The organism is Cupriavidus basilensis OR16, from assembly GCF_000243095.1.
Taxonomy (GTDB): Bacteria; Pseudomonadota; Gammaproteobacteria; order Burkholderiales; family Burkholderiaceae; genus Cupriavidus; species Cupriavidus basilensis_D.
In genome coordinates this window covers 15,438-38,611 of record NZ_AHJE01000136.1, presented here as the reverse complement: position 1 = coordinate 38,611, position 23,174 = coordinate 15,438, and the positions used below count along the sequence as shown (strand labels likewise).

The window sequence follows — 23,174 nt, the reverse complement described above, 5'->3', positions numbered from 1 at the left end:
TAGACTACCGCCGTCATCAGGAGCCGGAGGCGCCCGGCCGCCGCTGCCGAGATGGCCATGACCGGCGCGTCGTTGCCCAGCAAGCTGGCCAGCTCAAGGTGCGCCATGTCGCACGCCATGCGCTGCAACTCGGACGCATCGAACGTGATGGAACACAGGTCGAGATAGGGCGAGCTGCGGAAGTCCATCTGCGTGCCGCCGGCCATCGATGCGAGGCTGTTGCGGCCAATTACCTGCCCACGGAACAAGCCCGTGCCCTCCATCGCCAGGGGAAAGCAAAACGAGCGGGAGTCGGGCCAGCATTGGCCTTCTGCGCGCACTACCTGATTGATGGTTTCGCGGAAGATCTGGATCTTGCCGATCCAGGCTTCGGTCAGGGCTCCCTCGAAGCGTCCTGGCGAGATCTGGGTATAGCGTTGATCCCAATGGGAAAGATTTTCAGCTTGCTCGTCAACGTCGTATGCCTTGAGCATGCGTGCATGAAAATCCGGACGGTAATCCGTAGTCATGCTTCACTCCGTGCCCGGTCAGTGCGGGGCATCCGCCGCACGGGTACCCGCGCGCTGCCGCCGCTGATCATGGTGGGGCGCCTTCCGGCCACCCCGCTCGGTCTTTCGTTCAACGCCAGTCTTGCCGCCCGGGCAGACGCCTGTGCGGACATACGCATGACTGGCATCGCCCCGGGGCACGGGGAATCTTATACTCCAGCCGTCCTGGAATGGCTATTGTGCCGAGGGAGGGACTGGGAAAAGGGACTGGGAAAAGGGACTGGAAAAAGGGACCGATAAATGGCGTCAATACGCGAGCGGCACGGCCCGCGCCGCCATGATTCACTCCGCCACGATCGACGCGCTCTTGATCAGTGCCTGGCTCCGGCCCAGTTCGTCGCGGATAGCGCGTGCCGTTTCCTCGCCATTGCCGCCTTTGACCACGAAGCCCTGCGCGGCAAACAGATCCCGGGCCTTGGGCGCGCCCAGCGCCTTGGCCAAGGCCTGCCGCAGCCGCGCCGTGACCTCCTTTGGCAGGCCGGCTGGCCCGATCAGCGCGATCCAGGCATCGTAGGCATATTCCTTGACGCCGGACTCCGCCAGCGTCGGCACCCCAGGCAAGCTATCCAGCCGCGCCGGCGTGCTGACGGCCAGCGCACGCAGCTTGCCAGCCTTGATTTGCGGCAATGCGGATGGCGTGGCCAGGAACGCCGTGTCGATCTGCCCGCCAAGCACATCCGTCATCAAGGTGTTCACGCCCTTGTAGGGCACGTGCAGCATGTCGATGCCGGCCTTCGCCTTGAGCAATTCGCCTGCCAGATGCAAGACGCTGCCTTTGCCGGAGGAGCCGTACGTGAGGCTGCCCGGATGCGCCCGCGCGGCGGCGATCAGTTCCTGGACGGTCTTGCAGGGCGAACCCGCGCCGACCACCAGCACCAGCGGCGTAGTGCCGATCAGCGCCACCGGCGTGATGTCCTTCACGCTGTCATAGGGAATATTGGGGTACAGCCCGGGATTGATGGCGTGGTTGGACGACACGATGCCCAGGGTGTAGCCGTCGGCCGCGGCGGACACGAGTTGCCGCGTGCCGGGAATGCCGGCCGCGCCGGGAAGGTTCTCCACGTAGAACGGTTGCCCGAGGTCCTGGCCCATGCCCTCGGCCACCACGCGCGCCACCACGTCGGCGGTGGCGCGGATGGCGGCTTCCTGCGCCACTTCGGTGAACATCTTGCGGTCGGACTCGGAGAGCTTCTTCCACAGGCCGCCCGAGATCACCGTGTTGAGATGGTCGACGATATGGCCCGTGAGCACGATGTACTTCTGCACCTCATAGAACTTCTTGGCTTCGATGGTGGGCAGCGGGTTCTCCTGCGCCTCCACGGTGCCGTTCTGCAGGGCCAGGTACACCTCGGCAAACGCGATTGGCGAGGTATTCACGCCGCATGCGCGCGGCATGGCAAGGTAGGCTGGCACATCGGGCACGCGCATCTTCAGCCCCTTCATCTCGGCGCAGTGCGAGAAGGGCTTGTTGGAGGTGGATTGACGTGTGCCGTAGTAAGTCGTGGCGACGATATGGTTGCCCGATTTTTCCTCGTAGCCGCGCGTGAGTTCCTTGTAGATGTCGCTCTTGGTATAGGCCAGCAAGTGGCTGGCGTCGCGGAAGGTATAGGGGTAGTAGGTCACGCCGATGCGCGGGAACGACTTGGCGGCAAAGCTGGAGCCCGAGATGATGATGTCGACCGAGCCCATCGCCAGGCCCTGGTTGATGTCGTTTTCCTTGCCGAGCTGGGAGGCGGGGAACACATCGATCTGATACCGGCCGTTGCTACGCTTCCTGATCTCCTCGGCGGCCCACACCGACCACTTGTGGAACGGCTCCGAGGTCTCGTACACGTGCGCCCACTTGAGTTTGGTCTGGGCCAGCGCGCTGCCGCAGGCCAGGCTGGCCACGCAGGTTGCCAGCACGAGGGCGGCCGGCAGCAACGTTGACGGCAGGCGCAGGGAAAATGGCTTCATGCTTCGTCTCCTTCGATGTGGTGGGCCATGCGCTCTCTCGCGGATGCGCTTGCGGCGCTCAGGTGCTACGTGTGCTACGTGGTTGGGTCTATGCGGCGGTGAGTTGTACCTTGGTGCTGCGCGTCTTGTCGGCGGCCAGCGCGAATGCCTCCACCGCCCGCGCCAGGGGCAACTGCGCGGACAGCAGCGGGCGCACGTCGAGCCGGCCTTGCGTGAGATAGCGCACGGCCCACTCGAACTCCCGCCCGAAGCGGAACGCGCCGACATACTCCAGCTCGCGCGCCATGATGTCGTTGGCCGGGAAATGCAGCCCCTCGGCCGGCAACGTACCGATCTGCACGATGCGCGCGCCACGCCGCGCAGCCTGCAGGCAGGTCTGCAGCGCCGCCCCGCTGCCGGCGGCCTCCAGGCACACGTCGGCAAGATCCCGCAGCGCCTGCGGCGGCTCCCGGTCGGTGCGGATCCCCTGGTCGGCGCCGGCCTGCAATGCCACCTCGAGCGGGCGGTCCGCGATATCGCAGGCGATGATGTGCGCGGCGCCGGCCAGGCGCGCGGCCATCACCGCCAGGCTGCCGATGGTGCCGCCACCGGTGACCAGCACCGTCTTGCCCAGCAGCGGGCCGGCGCGGTTCACGCCATGCAGCGCCACCGAGAGCGGCTCGGCGAACGCAAGCTCGCCCAGCGAGATATCGCTGTCCACCGGCGTCAGCTGGCGCTCGTGCATCAGGAAGTGCTCGCGGAACATGCCTTGCACATGGGGATAGATGCTGGCGCTGCCGAGAAAGCGCATATTCCGGCAAAGGTTGTCGCGCCCGGCCTGGCAGTAATCGCATTGCCCGCAGGCGTGCGAGGGATTGATCGCCACCTTGTTGCCCGGCACGACGCGCGTGACCGCGCTGCCCACGCGGGAGACGATGCCGGCCGCTTCATGGCCCGGCGTCAACGGCTCCCGGATCACGAAGGCGCCGACCTTGCCGTGGAAGTAGTAGTGCAGGTCAGAGCCGCAGATGCCGGCCGCGCCGAGGCGTACCTCGACCTCATGCGGCCCGGGGGCGGCAGGATCCACCTGCGTGAAACGCAGGTCCTCGCTCGCATGGATATGGCAGACCAGGGACATCATGACTCCTCGGTAAGCTTGCGCGGCTTGCGGCGCGGCGCGGTTGGCTCGGATGGCTTGGGGGGCTCGCATGCCGCGCCCGCGGGCCACGCCGCGTAGAAGCGGCCGTGCGAGGCCTCCAGGTGCAGGCACATGGCAGCGCGCGCGGCATCCGGCGATCCGGAGGCGATGGCTGCCACCACGGCGCGGTGCTCGGCAATGGCCGCGTGCCAGCTGGACGCGTTCTCGAAGTGGCTGCCGAAGCGCGCGAAGAGCGGGTTATGGCGCTCGTCGAACAGCTCGGCCACCAGGCGCAGCAGCACGGCGTTGCCCGACACCTCGGTGATGCGCAGGATGGCGCGCGAGGTGTTGGGGAACATGTCTGTCTCCTGTGGATGGCGGCCGGGATCCGTTATCTGTTGCCCGGCTCTGGATGCCGCGATGGCGCCTGCCTGCGCAGGCGCCAGGTGAACGGCTAAGGCGCTGCCAGGGCGGTGGCCTCCCGCAACTGGCCGAAGGTGCTGATCTGTCCGGCCAGCGCGCTCGCGGCCACCGTGTAGGGGCTGGCCAGCCAAGCGGTCGCCCCTGGCCGGAATCTGTCCCGCGCCAGCCTCTTCCTGCATGATGGCAATCGCCTCCTCCAGAGCGGCCAGCAAGGCCGGCGTGGCATGCCGCGCGGCATTGGCCGCCATCTCGCCCTCGATGGTCTGGCGCGCGCGAATCACATCCAGCGGCGGCTCGGCCATCACGCTGGCAGCGCGCGCCCGCTCCGGCGGACAGGCATAGATGCCCGAACCCATCCGCACCTCCACCAGCCCTTCCACCTCCAGCGCAATCAGCGCTTCGCGCACCGATGGCCGCGACACGCCTAGCTGCACCGCAAGGTCTCTCTCGGGTGGCAGGCGCGCGCCCACGGGAAACTCACCGTTCTCGATCAGCCGGCGCAACTGGTCGGCGATCTGGCGGTACAGGCGGCGGGGTTCGATCTGCTGCAGGGGCATGACGGCGCGCGATCCCGGAAATGATTCGGGCCAGAAGGTAAAGTGGCCTGACCAATTTTTAGGAAGTTTTTACGCGCTCTACAAGGGGAATTTATGCAGCGCTGCAGCAGGCGGGCGCCGGCGGCAGCCCTGGCGCCCGTGCCAGGGGCCGATACGGCATGGGTGGCGGATGCAGCAAAGGCTGTGGCGGCAGCGATAGCGCGCGTTCCCCGACAAAATGCCGCTTACGGGACAACCCCAATGTCATCGTCCTTGGCCTACCTGCGACACTTTCTATACTGGAAACACAAGCAGAAAGACAGGAGACGGAAATGCTGCACTTCACGTCACATGATCTTGTGTTCTTGATTCCGATGGCGCTGGTCGGCATGATCGCCTTCGGCGGTATCCCCTTCACGGCCCGGGCCTTGCGCATCAGTTGCCGCGCGGCGGGTGCGATCTTCGGGGCGCTGCTGGCGGTGGCCTTGCTGGAGGCGCTTCCGTTGCTTATCTGAACGCTTCGAGCGTTCCCGGCTTGCTTGTGGAAAGGGGGCCGCTATGACATTGAGCCTGCTGGCTGTCTTGATGGCGGCGTTGCTGCTGGTCACTGTTGTCACGGCGATCTGGCGCTGTAGCCACCCCTACCGCATTCGCTACCGGCGCTGCGCCGAGCAGCGCAAGCGCGCCGGCATATGCCGGCAAATGCAGCGGCACTAAGCGCACCGCGTGCTGTGTTGCATCCGCGTCCGGGGCGAGTGTGCCCGGTAGCGGATCGTATGCTTGCGCGGCCGATCAGATCTCGATCATCGCGAATTCACCCTTGCCCACGTCACATTCGGGGCAACGCCAGTCTTCCGCAATGTCCTCCCAGCGCGTGCCGGGGGCAATGCCATCTTCCGGCCAGCCCTGCTCTTCGTCGTAGACCCATCCGCAAATCAAGCAAACCCAGGTCTTGTAAATAACGGCTTCCTGCTGCAAAACGCGCTCCTGTATCGATTCCGGGCGAAATGATACAGCGTTTTTTGCCGGTACCCCGTCGACAGGGCCACGGGTCAGCGCGCAGGGGACGGCAACGCCACCCCCTGCGCGGATTCGGTCAGGTTGCCCGGTAATCTACTGCCGGATGGTGAAGTCGACCCGGTTGGGCGCGCCCTTGTCCTTGATGCCATCGCTGTTGAGCTTTGACGCGGTCAGGAAGAGGCGGCTTTCGGGCACCTTGGCATCGCGCTCGAGCGCCTGCTTGACCGCCAGCGCCCGTTGCTCGGCCAGTTGCCTGAGCTCCACGTCGGTAATCGGCGCGTTCTCCAGCAGCAACGACTCCATCTCCTTGGTGGGCAGGGACTTCGAGAGCCCAATCATGTTGCGCGGCTTCTTGAAGGAGGCGCGCTTGTAGACCGCTTCGAGGTACTTCGGGTACTCCTGCGGCGACACCGTTACCTTGGCGCCCTGCTCGCCTTCCTCGCTCTCTTCCGCCACCGCGCCCTCCTTGGCGCTGGCGCGCATCTCGCGGGACTTCTGCTCGGCAACGCGCGCATCCAGCCAGGCCCGCTTGGCGCCGGCCGTATCGGTGGCGGGATCGATGCGGCCGCTGATCTCCAGGCGCAGCGCCGGGCGGTCGGCCAGGGCCTTGCCCAGTGTCGCGATCTTCTGCTTGGCAGCTGGCGTGAGCGTGGACGTGCCGGGCGCGAACTCCACGTAGCCCAGTTCGTCGCCGCCGCCGAAGGCAGAGCCAATCAGCGAGAACGGCGAGGTGATGGCCTTGGCCAGCAGGTTGACGATCACCCGCAAGATCACGCCCCCGATGCTGAACTCCGGGTCCGACAAGGAACCCGACACCGGCAGGTTGATGTCGATCACGCCATTGCGGTCCTTCAAGAGCGAGACCGCCAGCAGCACCGGCAGCTTGGTGGCGCTCGGGCTGTCGACCTTGTCGCCAAAGGTGAGCTGGTCCAGGTAGAGATGGTTGCGCGCGTCCAGCTTGCCGTTCTCGACCTTGTAAGCCACATCGACCGTGAGCTTGCCCTTGGTGATCGGGTAGCCGGCGTATTTGGCCGCGTACGGAGTGAGCCGGGTCAGCTCCACGCCGGCGGCCTTGGCAGCGATATCCAGGTAGAGCGTGTCGGCCAGCGGGTTGAGCTTGCCGTCGATCGTGACCGGCGCGTCGTCATCGATGCGGCCGGCCAGCGTGAGGTTGGCGGGGGCAGGCTCCGTCGAGGACAGCTTGGAGACCGATCCCTTCATGTCGGTCAGGTTGGCGGTGTAGTTCGGCTTGACAAAGAAGTCCGAGAAATTGACGTTGCCCTTGTCCACCGTCACGCCGCCGATGCGGATCTGCGGCTTTGCCGCGGCGGTGGCTACAGGCGCGGGCGCGGGGGCCGGGGCCGGCGCGCTGGCGGCGGGCGCCGATGCGGGATTGGCCTGCGTCAGGCTGGTGCTGGGCGCGGCCTCGCCCTTGGCGGCGCCGCCGGCCATCACGTCCTGCAGGTTCAGGCGGCCATTGGCGTTAAGGATCACCCGTGCATAGAAGTCAGACAGCGCGACACCGGCCACGCCGACCTTCATCGGCCCCTTGGCCTCGTCCATGGCGAAATCGATGCCGCTCACCGCCAGCGAGCGCCAGCGCAGGAAGTCATCGCCGGTCACCCGGTCGACGCTGCGCACATTGCCGAGCAGCGCATTGCCGGTGAAGCGTGCGGCGATCGGCTTGCCAGCAGGGGCCTCCAGGCCGAGGCGGCCCTTGACGGTGGCGGTGCCGCCACGCAGCGCCGCGTTGAAGCGGTCGGCCAGGTAGGGCTGCAGCGGCGCGAGGTCCAGCTCGCGGAAGTCCACCTGCAGTTGCGCCGCGGGCGCGGTGGGCAGCAAGGTGCCGTCGAGCGCCATCGCGCCGCGCCGGCCCACGTCTGCCTTGAGCTTCACCGGGATGGCCCCGGCCGCCATCGGCCAGTTGAGCGCGCCCGTGCCGAGGCTGACATTGCGGAATTGGTGGACCACGGGGCGATCGCGGTTGGCGGCCGCGGGCGCGTAGTCGGTCATGCGCAGGCTGCCGCCATCGAGCGTGAACTTGCCGAGCTGCGCCTTCCAGGGCGATGGCTTGGCGGCACCGGCGCTCTCGGGCTGGGCAGCCTTGGCCTTGACGGCGGTGGTGCGTTGGGCGGATTGCTGCCCGGATTGCACAGCCCACAGGCGCGCGCTTTCGAGCAACTCGCCGCGGAAGTCACGTGTGATGGCGATCTGCGGCTTGGCAACCACCAGCTGGCTCGCCTGGAACGAATGCGCGCCAAGATCGAAAGCAATGTCCTCCAGCGCCACGCGCTCGGCACGCATCACCGGCAGGTTGGCGGTGTCGCTGTCGTCGCGGGCACGCGCGCGGCGCGCGTCGCGCCGGCGGTCGCTATCGGCAGCGGCAGGTTGGCTCGCGCCCGTGTTGGTGGCTGCCGCTTGCTCCACCTTCACCGGTTCGCGGGTGGTCAGATAGAGCGGCGCCAGTTCTACGCGGGACTTTTCCAGCGAGAAGGCAAAGACGGGGCCACCCCAAGCCATCTTATAGTGCAAATCGGCATTGACCGCGGTGTCGCCAAGCTGGGTCTGGAGCGCCGCCGGCCACCATGCGGCGAACCCCTGGGGCTTTACGCCGCTGGCTTGCAGCGTGCCATCCATGGTGCCGCCCCGCAGGGACAATTCACCCTCATGGCTAAGCGTCTGGCCTTCGCCTATGGTCAGCTTGGCCTGGACCTTGGCGGGCTTGTCGCTGTCGCCGGAGAGGCCGGCCACGGCAGCATCGAAGGGGCCAAGCGCCAGCGTGGCGGGCCCGGAAGGGGCGGAGTCGTCGCGCAGGCCCAGGCGGGCCTGCTTGACGGTGATCTGATCGATCGCGTAGCGCCAGGGCTTTTCCGGCACCGGCGCAATGCCGCCGGCGGCGGGTGCCGATGCCGGAAAAGCCTTGGCGACGGCCGGCGCGGACGCGGGCGCCGCCGCTGCGGCCGCAGCCGGCGTGTGGGCCGGCTTTTCTAACTTGGCGGCTTCCGGCAGGAACGCCTCCGCCAGGTCGAGCGAGCCATCGGCGCGCCGCACTGCCTGCACGGCCAGGCCGTCCACGGTGAAGCTGCGCAGGTGGGCCATCCGCCCCAACGGCTCTATGCGCGCGATGTCCACCGCTACCCGCCCGGCCTTCACCAGCGGCGATCCATCATGCTTGCGGATATCGGCATCGCGCAGCGCCACGGTGCCTGCCAGGAAGACATCCTGCTTGTCCTTGTCCTGGATAAAGCCCAGCGTCAGCCTTGAGTCCAGCAGCCCGCTCTTGATATCCGCATCCTTGAGCTTCGGCGCGAACGGCATGTAGCGCGCCAGTTCCAGGGCGTCGAGATTGATATTGAGGTGGGTCTCGCGCGATGCGGCGAACGGCAGCATGGTGCCGTCGAGCGCAAGCGCGGAGCCGTTGATGTTCGCGCTCAGCGTTGGCCGGGTGACGATCTCCACGTCATGCGGCAGGTTGGACAAGAACGGCAGCGTGATGGTCAGGTTGTCCACGCGCTGCGTCTGGTTGAGCAGCTTGTCGTCGAACACCAGGCCGCCGCCGGTCAGTGCGATATTGTTGACCGAGAAACGCGCCGGCTCGGATTTTGGCGCGGGTGGCCTGGCCGCGAAGCGCTCCTCGATGTCGGCGTAGTTCATGCGGCCGTTAGCGTCACGCGCAAGATGCAGCACGGGCCGGTCGATATGCACGGCATCCACCACCGGGGCGAAGTGCCACAGTGACGCGATGGCGCCATCGATCCTGGCTTCGCCCACGGTCAGCATGGGCGTGGTGCCATCGGGCTCGTAGATCGTTATGTCGGAGACGTCGACGGCCAGCGAGAACGGCTGCACCTCGGCGCCCCCGAACGTGACCTTGCGCCCCAGCGCTTCGCTGGCCTGTTTGGCCGCGAACGATTTGATCAGCGGTGGCCCGCCAAAATACCCGGCCAGGCCAAACACCGCCAGCGCGGCCACAATGCCGCCAGCCACCCGCAGGCCGGCCCGGCGACGTGGCGTTGCAGTTGCCGCCTGCATGGAGAACTTGATTGCCATGTGATCCCAGAAGATTCGACCCCAACTACCCGCGTCCGCAATGCGAACCCGCTGGAGAGCGCGATGGAGGAAGCCTTCCACGCGGTGCCGCCAGACGGATCGACCACTTTGTGGCCCGGATTTCACTTTTTAACGACATTATCGCAACGCTTCGGGGTAAAGCAAAGGCATTCAAAGGGATATAAAGGGATTTAAAGAGGATTTCAGGACGTTCCAAAAAGGAATTCAAGTGCGCTGGCCGGAGCCGGTTCAATGCCGATCTGGTATCGTCACGCCTTTGCGAAGCGTCTCGTCGCATGCCAGCGGCTTATCCGCCACTTAGTGCCTGCCTCTCCCGCGCTGTACCCTCCGGCCAGAACCCTCCACGTCAACCGTGTTGCGCGCTTCGCATGCGAACAATTTCCATGCGAGTCTCCTCATGCCCACCACCAGCAGTACTGTCGGAGCAGATAGCGCGCGCAGCCAGCAAGCGCGCCCGCTGACCGGACAGGATTACAAGACGCTTGCCCTTGCCGCCCTCGGGGGCGCGCTCGAGTTCTACGACTTCATCATCTTTGTCTTCTTCGCCACCGTCATCGGGCAGTTGTTCTTCCCGCCGTCGGTGCCGGACTGGCTGCGCCAGCTGCAGACCTTCGGCATCTTTGCCGCCGGCTACCTGGCTCGCCCGCTGGGCGGCATCATCATGGCCCACTTCGGCGACCTGCTTGGCCGCAAGAAGATGTTCACCCTCTCCATCCTGCTGATGTCGGTGCCGACGCTGCTGATGGGCCTGCTGCCGACCTACCATGCGATCGGCCTGCTCGCGCCCGTGGCGCTGCTGCTGCTGCGCGTGATGCAAGGCGCGGCGGTTGGCGGCGAAGTACCTGGCGCCTGGGTCTTTGTCTCCGAGCACGTGCCCGCGCGGCGCACCGGCTACGCCTGCGGCACGCTGACGGCGGGCCTCACCGCCGGTATCCTGCTGGGCTCGCTGGTGGCCACCGGCGTCAATACCATCTTCACCCCGGCGGAGCTTGTCGACTGGGGCTGGCGCATGCCCTTCCTGCTGGGCGGTGTGTTCGGCATCGGCTCCATGTACCTGCGCCGCTGGCTGCATGAAACCCCGGTGTTTGCCGAGTTGCAGAAGCGCAAGGCGCTGGCTGCGGAAATGCCGCTCAAGACCGTGGTGCGCGATCACCGCGGCGCGGTGGCGGTATCGATGCTGCTGACTTGGATGCTGTCCGCGGGCATTGTGGTGGTGATCCTGATGACACCCACCTTCCTGCAGAAGATCTATGGCTTCGATGCGCGCACCGCGCTGGTAGCCAATAGCGTGGCGACGCTGTGCCTGACGATCGGCTGCGTGGTGGCCGGCCTGATGGCCGACAAGGTGGGGCCCCGTGTCACCCTGTTTGGTGGCGGCCTGCTGCTGGCGATCAGCTCGTACGTGTTCTACAGCACGCTCCATACGCGCCCCGACCTGCTGATCCCGCTCTACGCGGTGGCCGGCTTCTTCGTGGGCACCATCGGCGCGGTGCCATATGTGCTGGTCAAGGCGTTCCCGGCCCAAGTGCGGTTCTCCGGGCTGTCGTTCTCGTACAACCTGTCGTACGCGATTTTCGGCGGGCTGACCCCGATGATCGTGACGCTGATGCTCAAGAACGATCCGCTGGCCCCCGCCTACTACGTGGTGGCGCTGTGCCTGCTGGGCATGGTGACGGCGCTGTTCGTCAAGGATCGCTCGCTCGCCTGAGCTTGAGGATGCTCTGCCGCGCGCCTGCGTTGAAAAAAAGGAGGGTCGCATCTGCGCCCTCCTTTTTTACGCCTATGCGCTGGCCAGCGCTAGCGGCGATGCTGCTTGAAGAACTCCCACATCAGCGCGCTGGCGTCGGGGCCGATCGACGCATGGTAGGGGTAGTCGCCATCGCCGCCGCTCCAGGCATGGTCGAGACCGGCCACCTCGCACAGCTCCACCAGTCCGCGGTTCCAGGTGCCAAAGCTGGCTTCCAGGTAGTCCCCGGCCGGCAGCATTGCGCTGGGTGGATGGTCGTTGCCGCCATCCACCTGCGCCGCGTCTGCTGTTGCGGCGGCTGCCTGATCCGCGCCGCTCGCGTGCCGCACCGCGGCGCCGTTCATCCGCTCCTCGACCCGGTCGCTCATGCCGTTGTAAGCCAGGAACTGGCGCGCCAGCAAGCGTGCGTTGACGGGATGCACCGCCCCGTCGTCCATGCCGTGCAGCACGATGGCCGGCATCGTCGGTCCGCCCGGGGTCACGCCGGCGGCATCCAGCAGCATGGCCGGGTCGGCACTGGTGCCGTGCTGCATGGCGCGCAGGCCATCGCTGGCCGTGTGGCCGGCTCCGATCACGACCCCGGAATGCAGGCCCACGGCGGCGATCTTCTCGGGATAGCGCAAGGCCACCACGGCGGCCATGCTGGCACCCGCGGACAAGCCAGCCAGGTAGACCTGGTCGGCACGGACATCCCGCCTGGCCGCCAACGCATCGATCAATACCGCCAGCGCCTGCGCCTCGCGGCCGCCTTCCGTGGCACCGAGGTCGAACCATTGCCAGCAGCGCTGCATCTGGCGGCAGCCGTGCAGCATCACCACCAGCGGCATGGGCCGCTTGGGTGCGCCAGAAGGTACGTAGAGCCAGTAGGGCAGGCGAGGGACCAGTTCGCCCGGCAGCGGCGCGAGGCGGTGGTGGTGGGAAGCCCATTCGCCGGGCGGGGGGTGGCGCGGCAACAAAGGCAGCGGCGCCGGCGAGCGCGCCCTAAGGCGGGGCGCTGCGGGGTTAAGAGTAGCGATACGGTTGATCCACGTTTTGAGTTGGCGCGCGGACTGGGGTTGCGCCCGGCTGAGCTGCCGGAGCTGCGTATGCCAGTCTGCCGAAAGGCTCTTGGCCATGAAGACTCCTGCTGTCGTCATTGTTGCGATGCAGCATAGCACACGGACAAGCAGCAAAAGTTGTCGCCTTTTCACTACATGTTATGCAGTCCAGACATTAGATTTTTCCCTCTAGCCCGCCATGCGCGCGCAGGCGCACTTCCAGACGCATCCACAAACACCAAAATACTGAATTCGGCCGACGAAAGAATGCAGATCAGCAAGAGATAGCAGCAAAAGGCACGCGGTTATACTGCATTCGCGTGTATCGCAGGCAAATGGAGAATGTCATGACCACGCCCGAAGCAGTGATTTCCAGCTGCTCGCTGTGCTTGTTCCAGCCAATCTGCCGCAACTCGGAAACATCAGCTGCAAACGATCAGGGCAAGCGCAGCCTGGCCCCGGCCAGCATGCTCTGGCGCGCCGGCGAGACCGTGCACCGCCAGGGCCGGCCCGTACTGGCCATTTTTCCCGTGCGCGGCGGCAGTGCCAAGACCGTGTTCGAATCGCCGCTTGGCTGGCGCCAGGTGACTGCCTTCGCGCACCCGGGCGAAGTGCTGGGGCTGGAGGACCTCGATGGCCAGGCCCATTGCACCAGCGCGGTGGCCATGCAAGACACGCGCTGCTGCGTGGTGCCGGTGGAAGCGGCGCGCGCGCACCTGCTCAGCCCCAAGTATCGCGAGCCAATGCTCAGCACGTTGCGCCGCAACGCCGAGCGCGAGCGCACGCTGCTGGTCGCGATCGGGTCGATGAAGGCGGCCCAGCGGCTGGCCATGCTGCTGCTCGACCTCGCCGGCGAACAACGCCGCCGGGGCAATGCCGGAGCGGCGCTAACCTTGGCGATGTCGCGCAACGATATCGCCAGCTACCTGGGACTGACCCTGGAAACCGTATCCCGCCTGCTGGCGCGTTTTGCCACGGTCGGGCTGATCACCGTGCGCCAGCGGCAATTGCGCATCGTCGATCCGGCGGGGCTGTGCTCGGTCTACGAAGACCCCGAGCGCGTACCGCTGCGCCCGCCCCCACTGGCGACGGACAGCCAGCCGGCGTCCGCGTCGCCCCGGCTGGCCACAACCAGAAGCATCCGCGCCTCGGTGGCGTAGGACAGGCACTGACAGCAAGGCCGTGCGAACGCAGCTATGTTCAACTTATGCCGCCACATGCGGATTGGCTCCCGGGGGACATCACCGTGCGGCTGGTCCGCTGGCGGCCGCCATTGCTTCCGGTATCGTATTTCTCTATGCGGGACTTTCCTTTCGCCGTGCGCACGGGCCTGGCGCCACTTGGCTTCCTGGTAGTGACCGGACTGGCGCCGGCAGCGCCCGCGCAGACCAACGCACCGGCTTCGCTGTCGAAGCTGGCGAGACTGCTGCTAGGCACGGTAGATGGCCGGAGCACCGGCATGAGCGGCGTGACGCGCCTCACCGGCGGATTGGCCAGTTCCGACACGGAGCTCAACACGGCTTGCCAGGAACTGACCCGCGCCGGGCCATTCACGCTGGACGCCGCGACGCGGCTGGAGGGATGCAGCGTCTCGCCCGGCAAACGCGTGCAGTTCCACCTCAACCTGGTTGGCGTGGATGCGACGCGCGAGGGCACCATGGCGTTCATGGCGAGCGCCCGCCCCGTGCTCGAGCGCGGCATCTGCCGCAACCCGGACGTGCCGGTGCTGGGCCAGCTGGGCGTCACGCTGAACTATCGCTATTCGGGAATCGCCAACCGGCCACTGGGAGACGTTACGATTACGCCGGACCGCTGCGGCCTGAAGTAAAGGCTATTTTCTTTCCTGGGCGCATTCCTGGCGATACGCCTCATCGAGCTTCTTGCGCTCCGCTTGCCGCTCTATATTGGGGTGGGTGCTGCCATCCGCGCTGGTCACCGTGGCTTTGCCGGTGGTCCACTGCGCTCCCGCCGGCAGCGCGTTGATCTTGTCGATCAAACCCTGGCACCGGGTGCGCTGCGACGGCGTGAGGGTGCCGTCAGCCGCCGGCCCGATATTGTCGGTGGCGGGGTCCAGCAAGAGCCGCGGCGGCGGCGGCGCAACCATCGGCGCGGGCACTTCCAGCTCGGCGGCAGTGGCAACCTGGCCCGCAAGCAGCCCCAGTCCCAGCGCGGCAGCCATGACGATCGAAGCCCGTTTCATTTTCAGTTCTCCACAGCGGAGGCGCATGGCGCCTTCCATGACGATGTTCCAGGGGCCGCCCCTGCCGGCTGATACCGAAAAACCGCATGTTTCCGATGCTCCTCCTTAGGTGGCGGCAGCCGCCAGCAATGCAGGTACGACCCGGACTTAGCTTCGTTCCTTGCCGTTGCCAGCCCGGCCAGCCCGATTGCGCATCAATTCAAGCTTGAGCAGCGCATCCGCAAGCATACTCTTGAGGCGGGTGTTTTCCTCCTGCAGGTCGCGCAACTTGCGGCCGTCGCGCGCTTCGCTGCCAGCGCCCTGGCCGTACTTGATGCGCCAGCCATAGAAGGACGCGTCGCTAAAACCATAGCGTGCACATAGCTCACGGACCGGCACACCGGTCGCGGCTTCCGCCAGGTACCCGCGGATCTGCTCCTCCGAGAAACGTCTGTTCACTGACTGCCTCCGCTAGCAAAGGCCGCTCGTGCCAATGCCCGAGCGTGACCACTTCTACCCCTGCCGCAAAGTTACCACCCGCACCGCAAAAGGCAATTCAGTGTGTTCAAGCCCCGAGTTAAGCAAATTGAAATGCCGGCCGATGCGAGACAAACCCCACCTGGCCGGTAACTTACGGTCGCTCAGGCGAACCGGACATCATATCACCCATAGCCGCAAAGGCAATTCAATATTTTAATTTGTCGAAATAAACGATTTTGAAATCTAGCAACGCCGCATACCAAACTGGAAAACAGCCATCAAAAAAATAGAACGAATTTCCTAAATTTGATATTCAATTTCCTGATTCCAGGCTTTGCCTTTCCACTGTCATTCAACTGCGAAAAAATGCCGATAACCGGCCAAAAAGGCCCAACATGCAGCGCATAGCGCACCATAAATCTGAAGTTATGGTATATGCCGCATAAAAATTTTTTAATGTCTTTATGTCCGAACAAAGGAGATATTTGAGCGTTTTTATGAGATTGCTTTCCGCAGACCACTGGCAAGTTTCAAAGTTCTGTATTAATCTTGTCTGGCATTAACTAAATTTCGATCTCCAGCAACCGGGCCTCGCGCCCCGGCGCAGACTGGCGACGACAAGTGCAACGCGAAGCCAGTCGGCTAGTCATTTTTTCAGCGTTGCTCTCTAAATACCGGGCCACATGCAGGCAGTACGGCGTCGTAGTTCCCCCAATTTAGTCGGGAGATCTTGAAGACCGTCACGCCTTGTGAAGGTAATGCCGCCGCGCAGCCCCTCGTGTAGCCGGCCAGGCATGGCCGCCGTGGCGAAGAGACAAAGAAGAAAACAAGAACGAGCTTCAATCGGGAGAAGTCACCATGCGGCATGTCAGCACCAAGCTCTTGCACGTCTTCGTTTTGTTGATGGAATATCGTGACCTCAACGCCGTCGCCGCCTGCACGCAAGGCCGGGTTCCAACCATTGCCTACAGCCTCGCACGTCTGCGCGAAATCACCGGCGACCCGCTTTTCATCAAGCGCAATGGCACGCTGGAGCCGACCGCGCATGCCTTGCGGCTGGAGCAGACCGCGCGCCAGATCTTGTCAAAATGGGCGCACCTGATACGCCCGCCGGCCCCCGCCACCGAGGAGGCCAGCCCGCACCGCCGTATCTCGATCGGGTTTTCGCCGTCGATCGGCGATCCGGTCATCACCGAGATCCTCACGGCCATGTGCGAGCAGTTCCCGGATGACCGCTTCATGACGCGGCCGGTCTTTGCCGACGCCGCGCTGGCTGCCCAGCTCAGCAGCGGCGAGCTGGACTGCGCCTTCGTGGTCGACAGCCACTTCGTGCCGGAGGATGTTGCACTGCACAACATCATGGCCACGCCGCGCCGGCTGGTCAGCGTGACGCGGCCAGGCGGCCACGACGATGCTGGGGGCCGGCACGAGTGGATCCTGCTTCAGGAAGACACTGAGCCCGGCAGCCCGCTGCAGGGTTTCCTGAACCGGCTCGCACACGAGCCCGCCTACCGGGAAACCGTGGTGCCATCCTGGCACACATGAGACGCGCACCGCCGCCTACGCAGCCTGACCCTGCTGCCCTGAAGCACCCCGCGCCGCGGGCGTGACCGCTTGCGGCTGGCCATGCGCGCCAGCCCGCAAGGGTCTCCACGCTCCCTCTCAAAATTGAGAATAGTCTCAGGCCGGATGCCGAAGCCAACGCCTATGCTCCATAGGCACCTCTTGCTTCCTGTTCGTCCGAGCAAAGCATGCGCCTGGAGGTGTTTTGTTCCTGTGCTGTTCGCGCCGCACGGCGAAAAGCCGTGCGGCGCATTTTTCAAAGGCGCAATCCACTTGCGGCAAGCGCCGCCCAGCTCAGAGCCCTTCCAGCTTGCGCCAGGCTTGCGCGGCCCGGACACCGTGCATACCTGCGCTTGCGCAGGAGCATTGCCATGCCTTTGAGAATCCTGATCGCCGATGACCATCCCGCCATCACGCTCGCAGTCAGAAGCCAGCTAAGGAACCAGACCGGCTGGGAGATCTGCGCGGATGTCCACAGCTCCGCCGAACTGCTGCAGGCCGCGCGCGCCTTCCAGCCCGACATCGTTGTCACCGACTACCACATGCCCTGCTGCAATGCGAGCGATGGCATCCGCCTGCTAGCCAACCTGCGGCGGCACTTTCCGGCGCTAGGCGTGGTGGTGCTCACCATGATCACCAACCCGCTGGTCTTGCGCGCCATCCTGAGCGCAGGCGCGCATGGCCTCCTGCTCAAGGACTCGCAGCTGGACGAGCTGGTCACCGCCATCATCCGCGTCGAGCGCGGGTTGCGCTTTATCGGCGACTCCGCCGCCCGCGTGCTGGAGCAGTCCGGCGCCCACCACGCGCCCGGGCGCTCCGGCGCCCTGCGCTTGTCGGTACGCGAGTCCGAAGTCATGCGGCTCTACCTCAGCGGCAGCTCGGTCACCGGCATTGCCGGGCAGCTTAGCCGCAGCGTCAAGACCATCAGCCGCCAGAAAAACAGCGCCATGCGCAAGCTGGGGGCTAGCAATGAACGCGAGCTGTTTGACTTCGCCGCGCAACGGGGGCTGGTGTTGCCGAGCCTGGATAGCCCGCCGGAGAGCCAGGCGGGCGGCCCGTCCGACTGGCTATAATCGCAGCGCCGCGCAGGCGGCCGCTTCTGCCAACCCAGCCACTTAGCCCGCCCCCTCATCGCCATGTCCGACCTTGTGCCAACCGTCGCGCCCGCCACTCCAGGCACCTCATCCGATGCGGCAAGGGCCCTGCGCGTGCCCGCCATGCTGGTGGCGGCGCCGGCCTCGGGCCAGGGCAAGACCACGGTGACGGCGGCGCTGGCATGGCTGCACCGCCGGGCTCCGGCGCCAGCGACGCCGCGGCGCGCCTTGCCCAGGCGGCGGCCGAAGCCGACCTGATCCTGGTGGAGGGTGTCATGGGCCTGCACGACGGCACGCCAAGCAGCGCCGACCTGGCACGCCATTTCGGCCTGCCGGTGCTCAGCGTGATCCAGGCCGGAGCGATGGCGCAGACGTTCGGCGCGCTGGCCTTCGGCCTCGCTGGTTACGGCCAGCCCCTGGCATCCATGCAAGTGCTCGCCAATGGGGTCGCTTCCCCGCGCCATGCCGACATGCTGCGGGAAAGCCTGCCGGCGCATATCGCCTGGGCCGGCGCGCTAGCGCGCGACAACGCCGCATCGCTGCCCGAGCGGCACCTGGGCCTGCTGGCGGCCGACGAACTGCCCGATCTCAACACGCGGCTGGACCGCCTCGCGGATGCACTCGCCGGGCAACCCATCGGCGCCCTGCCCGCGGCCGTGGAGATCGCCGCGGCGCCCCCGCCGCCCGTGCTGCCGCCGCTGCTGGCCGGCAAGACCATCGGCATCGCCCGCGACGCCGCGTTCCGCTTTCTCTACCCTGCCAACCTGGATACGCTCCAGGCGCTTGGCGCCCGGCTGGCCTTTTTCTCCCCGCTCAACGACGCCGCCTTGCCCCCCTGCGACGCGCTCTGGCTGCCCGGCGGCTACCCCGAGCTGCACGCCGCGCGCCTGTCGGCCAACACAGGCATGCTGGCTGCCCTGCGCCGCGCCCATGCCAATGGCCTGCCGATCCTCGCCGAATGCGGCGGCATGATGGCGTTGTTCGAGACGCTGGTCGACAAGGCCGGGCAAAGCCACGCCGTAGCCGGCCTGATACCCGGCACGGTCACGATGCAACGCCGCCTTGCCGCGCTGGGCCATCAAGAGCTGGCACTGCCTGAAGGGACCTTGCGCGGCCACACCTTCCATTACTCCAGCGCGCAAACACCGCTGGTACCTTGCTGCCACGCCACCGTGCCACGCGACGGGTCACGGGGCGAAGCGGTGTTCCGGCAGGGCGCGCTCACGGCGTCCTACTCGCATCTGTATTTCCCGTCCAACCCATTGGCCATTGCCGCGTTGTTCGGTGGCGCGCGCTAACCACTAATTTCACGCAATGCCGCAGAACTCGCGCCGATACTGTTCCGGCGTGGAACCAGCCTCGCGCTGGAACATCGCGATAAACGCGGATGCCGTGCTGTAGCCGAGCTCGAACGCGATCTCCTGCACGCTGAGGCCCGCCTCCAGTGCATCGATAGCGCGCAGGAAGCGCAGGCGCTGGCGCCAATCGCCGAACGACATCGCAAGCTCGTGCTGGCATCGGCGCGCAAGGGTGCGTTCGGTCATGTGCACGCTAGCCGCCCATTCGGCCAACGAGCGATGATCGCCGGGATCGGCCTGCAGTGCTTCCAGCACGGTGGCCAGGGCCGGCGTGGCCGCCGCCGGCAGGTAGCAGCGCTGCACTGGCGCCACCGCAAGCTGGTCTACCACCACGTGCGCCAGCCGGAGATCGGCCGGCGTGCGTGGCACGTGCACCTCGCGCGCGGCGAAATCCGCCAGCACGCTCTTGATGATCGGGCTGATGCGCACCGTGCAGGGCTCGGCCGGCAATTGCGCGCATAGGCCGGGCTCGATGTAGATCGAGCGATAAACGATCGCGTGGCGCAACGTGCAGCTGTGCACCACCTTTGGCGGAATCCATATCGCGTACTGCGGCGGGGAAAGCAGCCGCATGCCTACGGTCTCCATCTGCATCGAGCCATGCGCGGCGTAGTTCAGGTGACCCCAGCTGTGGCTGTGCGCCTGCGCCTGGGTATCGGCGCCGAACTCGTCGTAACGCAGGTAGAAGGGGCCTTCCATCCCTTCGACATCCAGGATCGGCAGGAAACGCCGCTTGTCGGCCATAGCCATGCTCGTTGGGTCCGTTGCTAACAGAGTCCGGAATTCCGGTCGGTATGTCCTAATTGAGCTATATAGATCAACACGGACGCGCTCATGATAGCGTTCCATACGCATCAGAGAAAGCGCTCATGTGGCAATACGCCTTTCCGCTCCTGGCCGTCGTGATCTGGTCGGGCAACACCGTCGTCAGCAAAATGGCCGCCGGCGCCATCGCGCCTGCAGAGATCAGCTTCTACCGCTGGTTGCTGGCCGCCGTGCTCTTCACGCCGCTGGCGCTGCGTCCCGTGGTGCGCAACTGGCCCGCGATCCGGCCCGGACTGGGGCGGATCGCGGTGCTGGGGCTGCTTGGCATGGTGGCCTATCAATGCCTGGCTTATTACGCCGCCTATCTGACCACGGCCACGCACATGGGCATCATCGGCTCGCTCACGCCGATGATGGTGCTGGCGTTATCGATCCTGCTGCTGGGGCAGGGCCTGACGGCCGGCGCCGTGGCGGGGTCGGTGCTGTCGATTACCGGCGTGCTTGTGGTCGTATCGTCCGGCGACCTCGGCAGCCTGCTGACCAGCGGCGCCAACCTCGGGGACGCACTGATGCTGCTGGCCATGCTGGCCTACGCGGTCTATGTGATCTTGCTCAAGCGCTGGAAGATGAAGGACGTGCCGGCGCTGCAACTGCTCTACCTGCAGATCGTCGTCGCCGTCATCGCATTATTGCCGCTATACCTGCTCACGCCAAAAATGGGCCTCTCGGCAGCAAATCTCCCACTGGTAGGGTTCGCCGGGCTCATGGCGTCGATGGTTGCGCCGCTGGTCTGGATGCACGCCGTCGCCCGCATCGGGCCGAGCCGCGCGAGCATGTTTTTCAACCTGATCCCGTTGCTCACCGCGCTGATTGCAGCGGCCATGCTTGGCGAATCACTCGCGCTGTATCACGCGGTCGGCGGCGTGCTGACGGTGATGGGTGTGCTGCTGGCTGAGTTATGGACAGCGCCGCTGCGGCTGCAGCTGGCTCGGCCGTAAGGCCAGCCGGTCGACGATGCCGCGCTCTACGCAGCATCCGCCTTGTCCTGCTGCGTGCGCAGCACCGCTTCGGCAATGCCGCCCTCAAGCTCTTCCAGCCCCTTGGACAGATTGCGCATGGTGGTCTCGGAGACGTTTTCCAGCACGTCCTGCAAAAACCCCGAGCGCAGCGGCATTGCCTGCTCGACAATGCCGTGGCCGAGCGCCGACAGCGTGACATTGGTCACGCGGTTGTCGCGCTCGCTGGTGTTGCGCTCCACCCAGCCGAGCTCCTGCAACGCCTTGAGCTGACGCGTAAGCGCGCCCGGGTCCATGCCGACGCGCTCGGCCAGCGGCTTTTTGCGCAATAGGCCCGGCGTGGGCGTGCAACGCGGACAGGATGCGCCAGCGCGGCAAAGGATGACCGATGCGCTGCTCGAAAGCCGCGGCATAGGCCCGGTAAGTTCGCCCGAACTGCTGCAGCACAGCCAGGCTTTGACGCTCCAATTCCACTCCAATCTCCTGCTTGGGGCACCGTCACGCGACGGGCAACCTCACTCCATTATCGGCTAGCCCGACGCGCTACTCGGCTGCCATGACCGGCTTGACGGCACGCTCGAGCTTGATCGGCGGCACCCGCCGCGAACGCCACAGGCCCAGCACTGCGATCACCGCGGCCAGCGCCAAGCCCATATGGATGGCGCCAACCAGCGACAACCGGGCCTGCTCCAGCAACAGGGCGCCATTGTGTCCCGCCGCCTCCAGCTGCGACAGCAGGCTGGCCTGCGCCGCGCGGTCGATCAGGATCTGCGGATCGGCCATGCGTGCCTGCCATTCACCAGCACCGGCGCTCTGCAGCGCATCATGCACGCCGCTCAGGTAGCTGCGCGAAACCAGCGTGCCAACCACGGCCGTCCCGATCATGCCGCCCACCATGCGCAGCGACTGCAGCATCGCCGTGGCAATGCCCAGGTGCTCGCGGCCCGCGGTCTGCTGCGCGAACACGGTCAGGTTGGGCATGATGAAGCCCAGCCCGAAGCCACACAGCAACATGATGCCCAGCAACAGAGGATGCGACATGCCACGCGTCGCCTGGGACAAGCCCAGGCAAGCCAGCGCCAGCATGGCGAATCCCGCATACAGCATATTGTTAGGCTGGCGGATCCGCGTGATGATGCGCCCGTTGATGATACTGCCCACCGTGATGCACACCACCAGCGGGGTCACCAGCACGCCGGCCTCCTTCGGCGAATAGCCAAAGCCACCCTGGAACAGCAGCGGCGCGTACAGCAGCAACGAGAACATCGCGAAGCCGACGAACACGGCCAGCAGAAACAACGGCGCCAGCCTGGGATTGCGGAACATCTCCAGCGGCAGGATCGGGTTGGGCGTGCGGCGCTCCCATTGCCACAGGCCCGCCAGCGCGCACACCGACATCACCAGCAAGCCCCCGGTGAGCAGCCCAAAGCCGCGCTCCGGCATCAACTCCACGCACAGCTGCAAGCCGCCCAGCCCCACGCCGATCAGCGCCGCGCCCAGCCAGTCCACCTTGATGGCGCCCGTATTCGCCTGCTGGCGCAAATGCGGCAGGTAGCGCCAGGCAAACCACAGCCCCAGCAAACCCACCGGCAAGTTCACGTAAAACACCGAGCGCCAGCCATAAGCCTCGGTCAGCACGCCGCCCAGCGACGGCCCCACGGCGTTGGCAATGCCGAACGCCGCGCTCATCATCACCTGCCAGCGCAAGCGCACATGGGAGTCCGGGAACAGGTCAGGGATGCACGCGAAGGCCGTGCCCACCAGCATGCCGCCGCCAATGCCCTGCAGGCCACGCGCCATCACCAGGAACGGCATGCTCGTCGCCATGCCGCACAGCGCGGAAGCCAGCGTGAACACGACGATGGACGCCATCACGAAAGGCTTGCGCCCGTAGTAGTCGCCCAGCCGCCCGAAAATCGGCACGGTGATCACGGACATCAGCAGATAGGCCGTCGCCACCCAGGCGTAGTACTCGAACCCCTGCAATTCCGCCACCACGGTAGGCAACGCGGTGCCGACCACGGTCTGGTCAAGTGCAACCAACATCACCACGAATGCGATACCCAGCATGGCCAGCAGGGACTCGCGGAATGGCAGCACCTGCCCGCTGCTATGCGCCTCGTGAGGCTGCGAAATCATTTTGTTGTTCCATCAATGATTGTGGAGTCAATCATTATAGGACAGGGTTGGGAAAGTGGGAGCTTGACCTTGTGCGTCAAACACGCCCGGCTGACGACCGGAATGGCGTCAACCGCGGACGGGGT

Annotated in this window: 17 protein-coding genes and 5 pseudogenes; 9 read left to right on the top strand and 13 right to left on the bottom strand. The window is 65.7% G+C overall.

Annotation, left to right across the window (positions count from 1 at the left end):
* The 5 genes and pseudogenes from OR16_RS35135 to OR16_RS45010 all read right to left on the bottom strand — a co-directional run.
* Positions 1-509, bottom strand: a 509-nt coding sequence (locus OR16_RS35135) for a hypothetical protein (RefSeq protein WP_423739705.1), incomplete at its 3' end; no start/stop codon positions are given.
* 321 nt (positions 510-830) lie between these two features.
* On the bottom strand, positions 831-2,504 hold the full coding sequence (locus OR16_RS47545) for a tripartite tricarboxylate transporter substrate-binding protein (protein ID WP_006163675.1): 1,674 nt from the start codon (positions 2,502-2,504) through the stop codon (positions 831-833).
* A gap of 88 nt (positions 2,505-2,592) precedes the next feature.
* Positions 2,593-3,621, bottom strand: coding sequence for an L-idonate 5-dehydrogenase (locus OR16_RS35125; protein ID WP_006163673.1), 1,029 nt, complete (start codon positions 3,619-3,621; stop codon positions 2,593-2,595).
* Positions 3,621-3,941 (bottom strand): annotated as a pseudogene (locus tag OR16_RS45015) (FCD domain-containing protein); the annotation flags it as partial. The pseudogene OR16_RS45015 and the gene OR16_RS35125, both read right to left, overlap by 1 nt.
* 231 nt (positions 3,942-4,172) lie before the next feature.
* A pseudogene (locus OR16_RS45010) lies at positions 4,173-4,601 on the bottom strand (FadR/GntR family transcriptional regulator); the annotation flags it as partial.
* 311 nt (positions 4,602-4,912) lie between these two features.
* Here OR16_RS45010 and OR16_RS35115 point away from each other — a divergent pair.
* Both OR16_RS35115 and OR16_RS44720 read left to right on the top strand, forming a co-directional pair.
* Entirely contained in the window at positions 4,913-5,095 is a 183-nt protein-coding gene (locus OR16_RS35115) for a hypothetical protein (protein ID WP_006163669.1), read from the top strand.
* A 43-nt stretch (positions 5,096-5,138) separates the two neighbouring features.
* On the top strand, positions 5,139-5,297 hold the full coding sequence (locus OR16_RS44720; RefSeq protein ID WP_006163667.1) for a hypothetical protein: 159 nt from the start codon (positions 5,139-5,141) through the stop codon (positions 5,295-5,297).
* 75 nt (positions 5,298-5,372) lie between these two features.
* Here OR16_RS44720 and OR16_RS35110 read toward each other — a convergent pair whose 3' ends face one another.
* On the bottom strand, positions 5,373-5,558 hold the full coding sequence (locus OR16_RS35110) for a rubredoxin (RefSeq protein WP_006163666.1): 186 nt from the start codon (positions 5,556-5,558) through the stop codon (positions 5,373-5,375).
* Positions 5,559-5,693: 135 nt separating this feature from the next.
* Complete coding sequence (locus OR16_RS35105) at positions 5,694-9,650, bottom strand: DUF748 domain-containing protein (RefSeq protein WP_006163664.1); 3,957 nt, start codon at positions 9,648-9,650, stop codon at positions 5,694-5,696.
* Positions 9,651-10,068: 418 nt separating this feature from the next.
* Between OR16_RS35105 and OR16_RS35100 the strand changes: the two genes are divergently transcribed.
* A complete protein-coding gene (locus tag OR16_RS35100; RefSeq protein ID WP_006163662.1) occupies positions 10,069-11,379 on the top strand; it encodes an MFS transporter in 1,311 nt (436 codons plus the stop codon).
* Positions 11,380-11,468: 89 nt separating this feature from the next.
* On the opposite strand, the gene OR16_RS35095 is transcribed toward OR16_RS35100, so the two are convergent.
* A complete protein-coding gene (locus OR16_RS35095) occupies positions 11,469-12,533 on the bottom strand; it encodes an alpha/beta hydrolase family esterase (protein WP_043422345.1) in 1,065 nt (354 codons plus the stop codon).
* Between the two features lie 269 nt (positions 12,534-12,802).
* Here OR16_RS35095 and OR16_RS35090 point away from each other — a divergent pair, with 269 nt between their 5' ends.
* Together OR16_RS35090 and OR16_RS35085 are read left to right on the top strand one after the other, a co-directional pair.
* On the top strand, positions 12,803-13,615 hold the full coding sequence (locus tag OR16_RS35090) for a Crp/Fnr family transcriptional regulator (protein ID WP_006163658.1): 813 nt from the start codon (positions 12,803-12,805) through the stop codon (positions 13,613-13,615).
* Positions 13,616-13,752: 137 nt separating this feature from the next.
* Positions 13,753-14,283, top strand: a complete 531-nt coding sequence (locus OR16_RS35085) for a hypothetical protein (protein WP_043422359.1) — start codon at positions 13,753-13,755, stop codon at positions 14,281-14,283.
* Positions 14,284-14,286: 3 nt separating this feature from the next.
* On the opposite strand, the gene OR16_RS35080 is transcribed toward OR16_RS35085, so the two are convergent.
* Both OR16_RS35080 and OR16_RS35075 read right to left on the bottom strand, forming a co-directional pair.
* Complete coding sequence (locus tag OR16_RS35080; RefSeq protein ID WP_043422357.1) at positions 14,287-14,655, bottom strand: hypothetical protein; 369 nt, start codon at positions 14,653-14,655, stop codon at positions 14,287-14,289.
* Positions 14,656-14,802: 147 nt separating this feature from the next.
* A complete protein-coding gene (locus OR16_RS35075) occupies positions 14,803-15,093 on the bottom strand; it encodes a transposase (RefSeq protein ID WP_006163653.1) in 291 nt (96 codons plus the stop codon).
* Between the two features lie 879 nt (positions 15,094-15,972).
* Between OR16_RS35075 and OR16_RS35070 the strand changes: the two are divergent.
* The 3 genes and pseudogenes from OR16_RS35070 to OR16_RS35060 form a co-directional block, all read left to right on the top strand.
* A pseudogene (locus OR16_RS35070) lies at positions 15,973-16,656 on the top strand (LysR substrate-binding domain-containing protein); the annotation flags it as partial.
* Positions 16,657-17,048: 392 nt separating this feature from the next.
* Entirely contained in the window at positions 17,049-17,750 is a 702-nt protein-coding gene (locus OR16_RS35065) for a response regulator (RefSeq protein ID WP_006163650.1), read from the top strand.
* A gap of 144 nt (positions 17,751-17,894) precedes the next feature.
* Positions 17,895-19,069, top strand: a pseudogene (locus OR16_RS35060) (cobyrinate a,c-diamide synthase).
* A gap of 9 nt (positions 19,070-19,078) precedes the next feature.
* On the opposite strand, the gene OR16_RS35055 reads toward OR16_RS35060, so the two are convergent.
* The gene (locus OR16_RS35055; RefSeq protein ID WP_006163647.1) at positions 19,079-19,873 is read right to left on the bottom strand and encodes an AraC family transcriptional regulator; all 795 of its coding nucleotides are present in this window, start codon (positions 19,871-19,873) and stop codon (positions 19,079-19,081) included.
* Positions 19,874-19,998: 125 nt separating this feature from the next.
* Here OR16_RS35055 and OR16_RS35050 point away from each other — a divergent pair, with 125 nt between their 5' ends.
* On the top strand, positions 19,999-20,892 hold the full coding sequence (locus OR16_RS35050; protein ID WP_006163645.1) for a DMT family transporter: 894 nt from the start codon (positions 19,999-20,001) through the stop codon (positions 20,890-20,892).
* A gap of 26 nt (positions 20,893-20,918) precedes the next feature.
* Here OR16_RS35050 and OR16_RS35045 read toward each other — a convergent pair.
* Positions 20,919-21,384 (bottom strand): annotated as a pseudogene (locus tag OR16_RS35045) (MarR family winged helix-turn-helix transcriptional regulator).
* Positions 21,385-21,453: 69 nt separating this feature from the next.
* A complete protein-coding gene (locus OR16_RS35040; RefSeq protein ID WP_006163642.1) occupies positions 21,454-23,049 on the bottom strand; it encodes an MFS transporter in 1,596 nt (531 codons plus the stop codon).
* Positions 23,050-23,174: the final 125 nt, after the last annotated feature.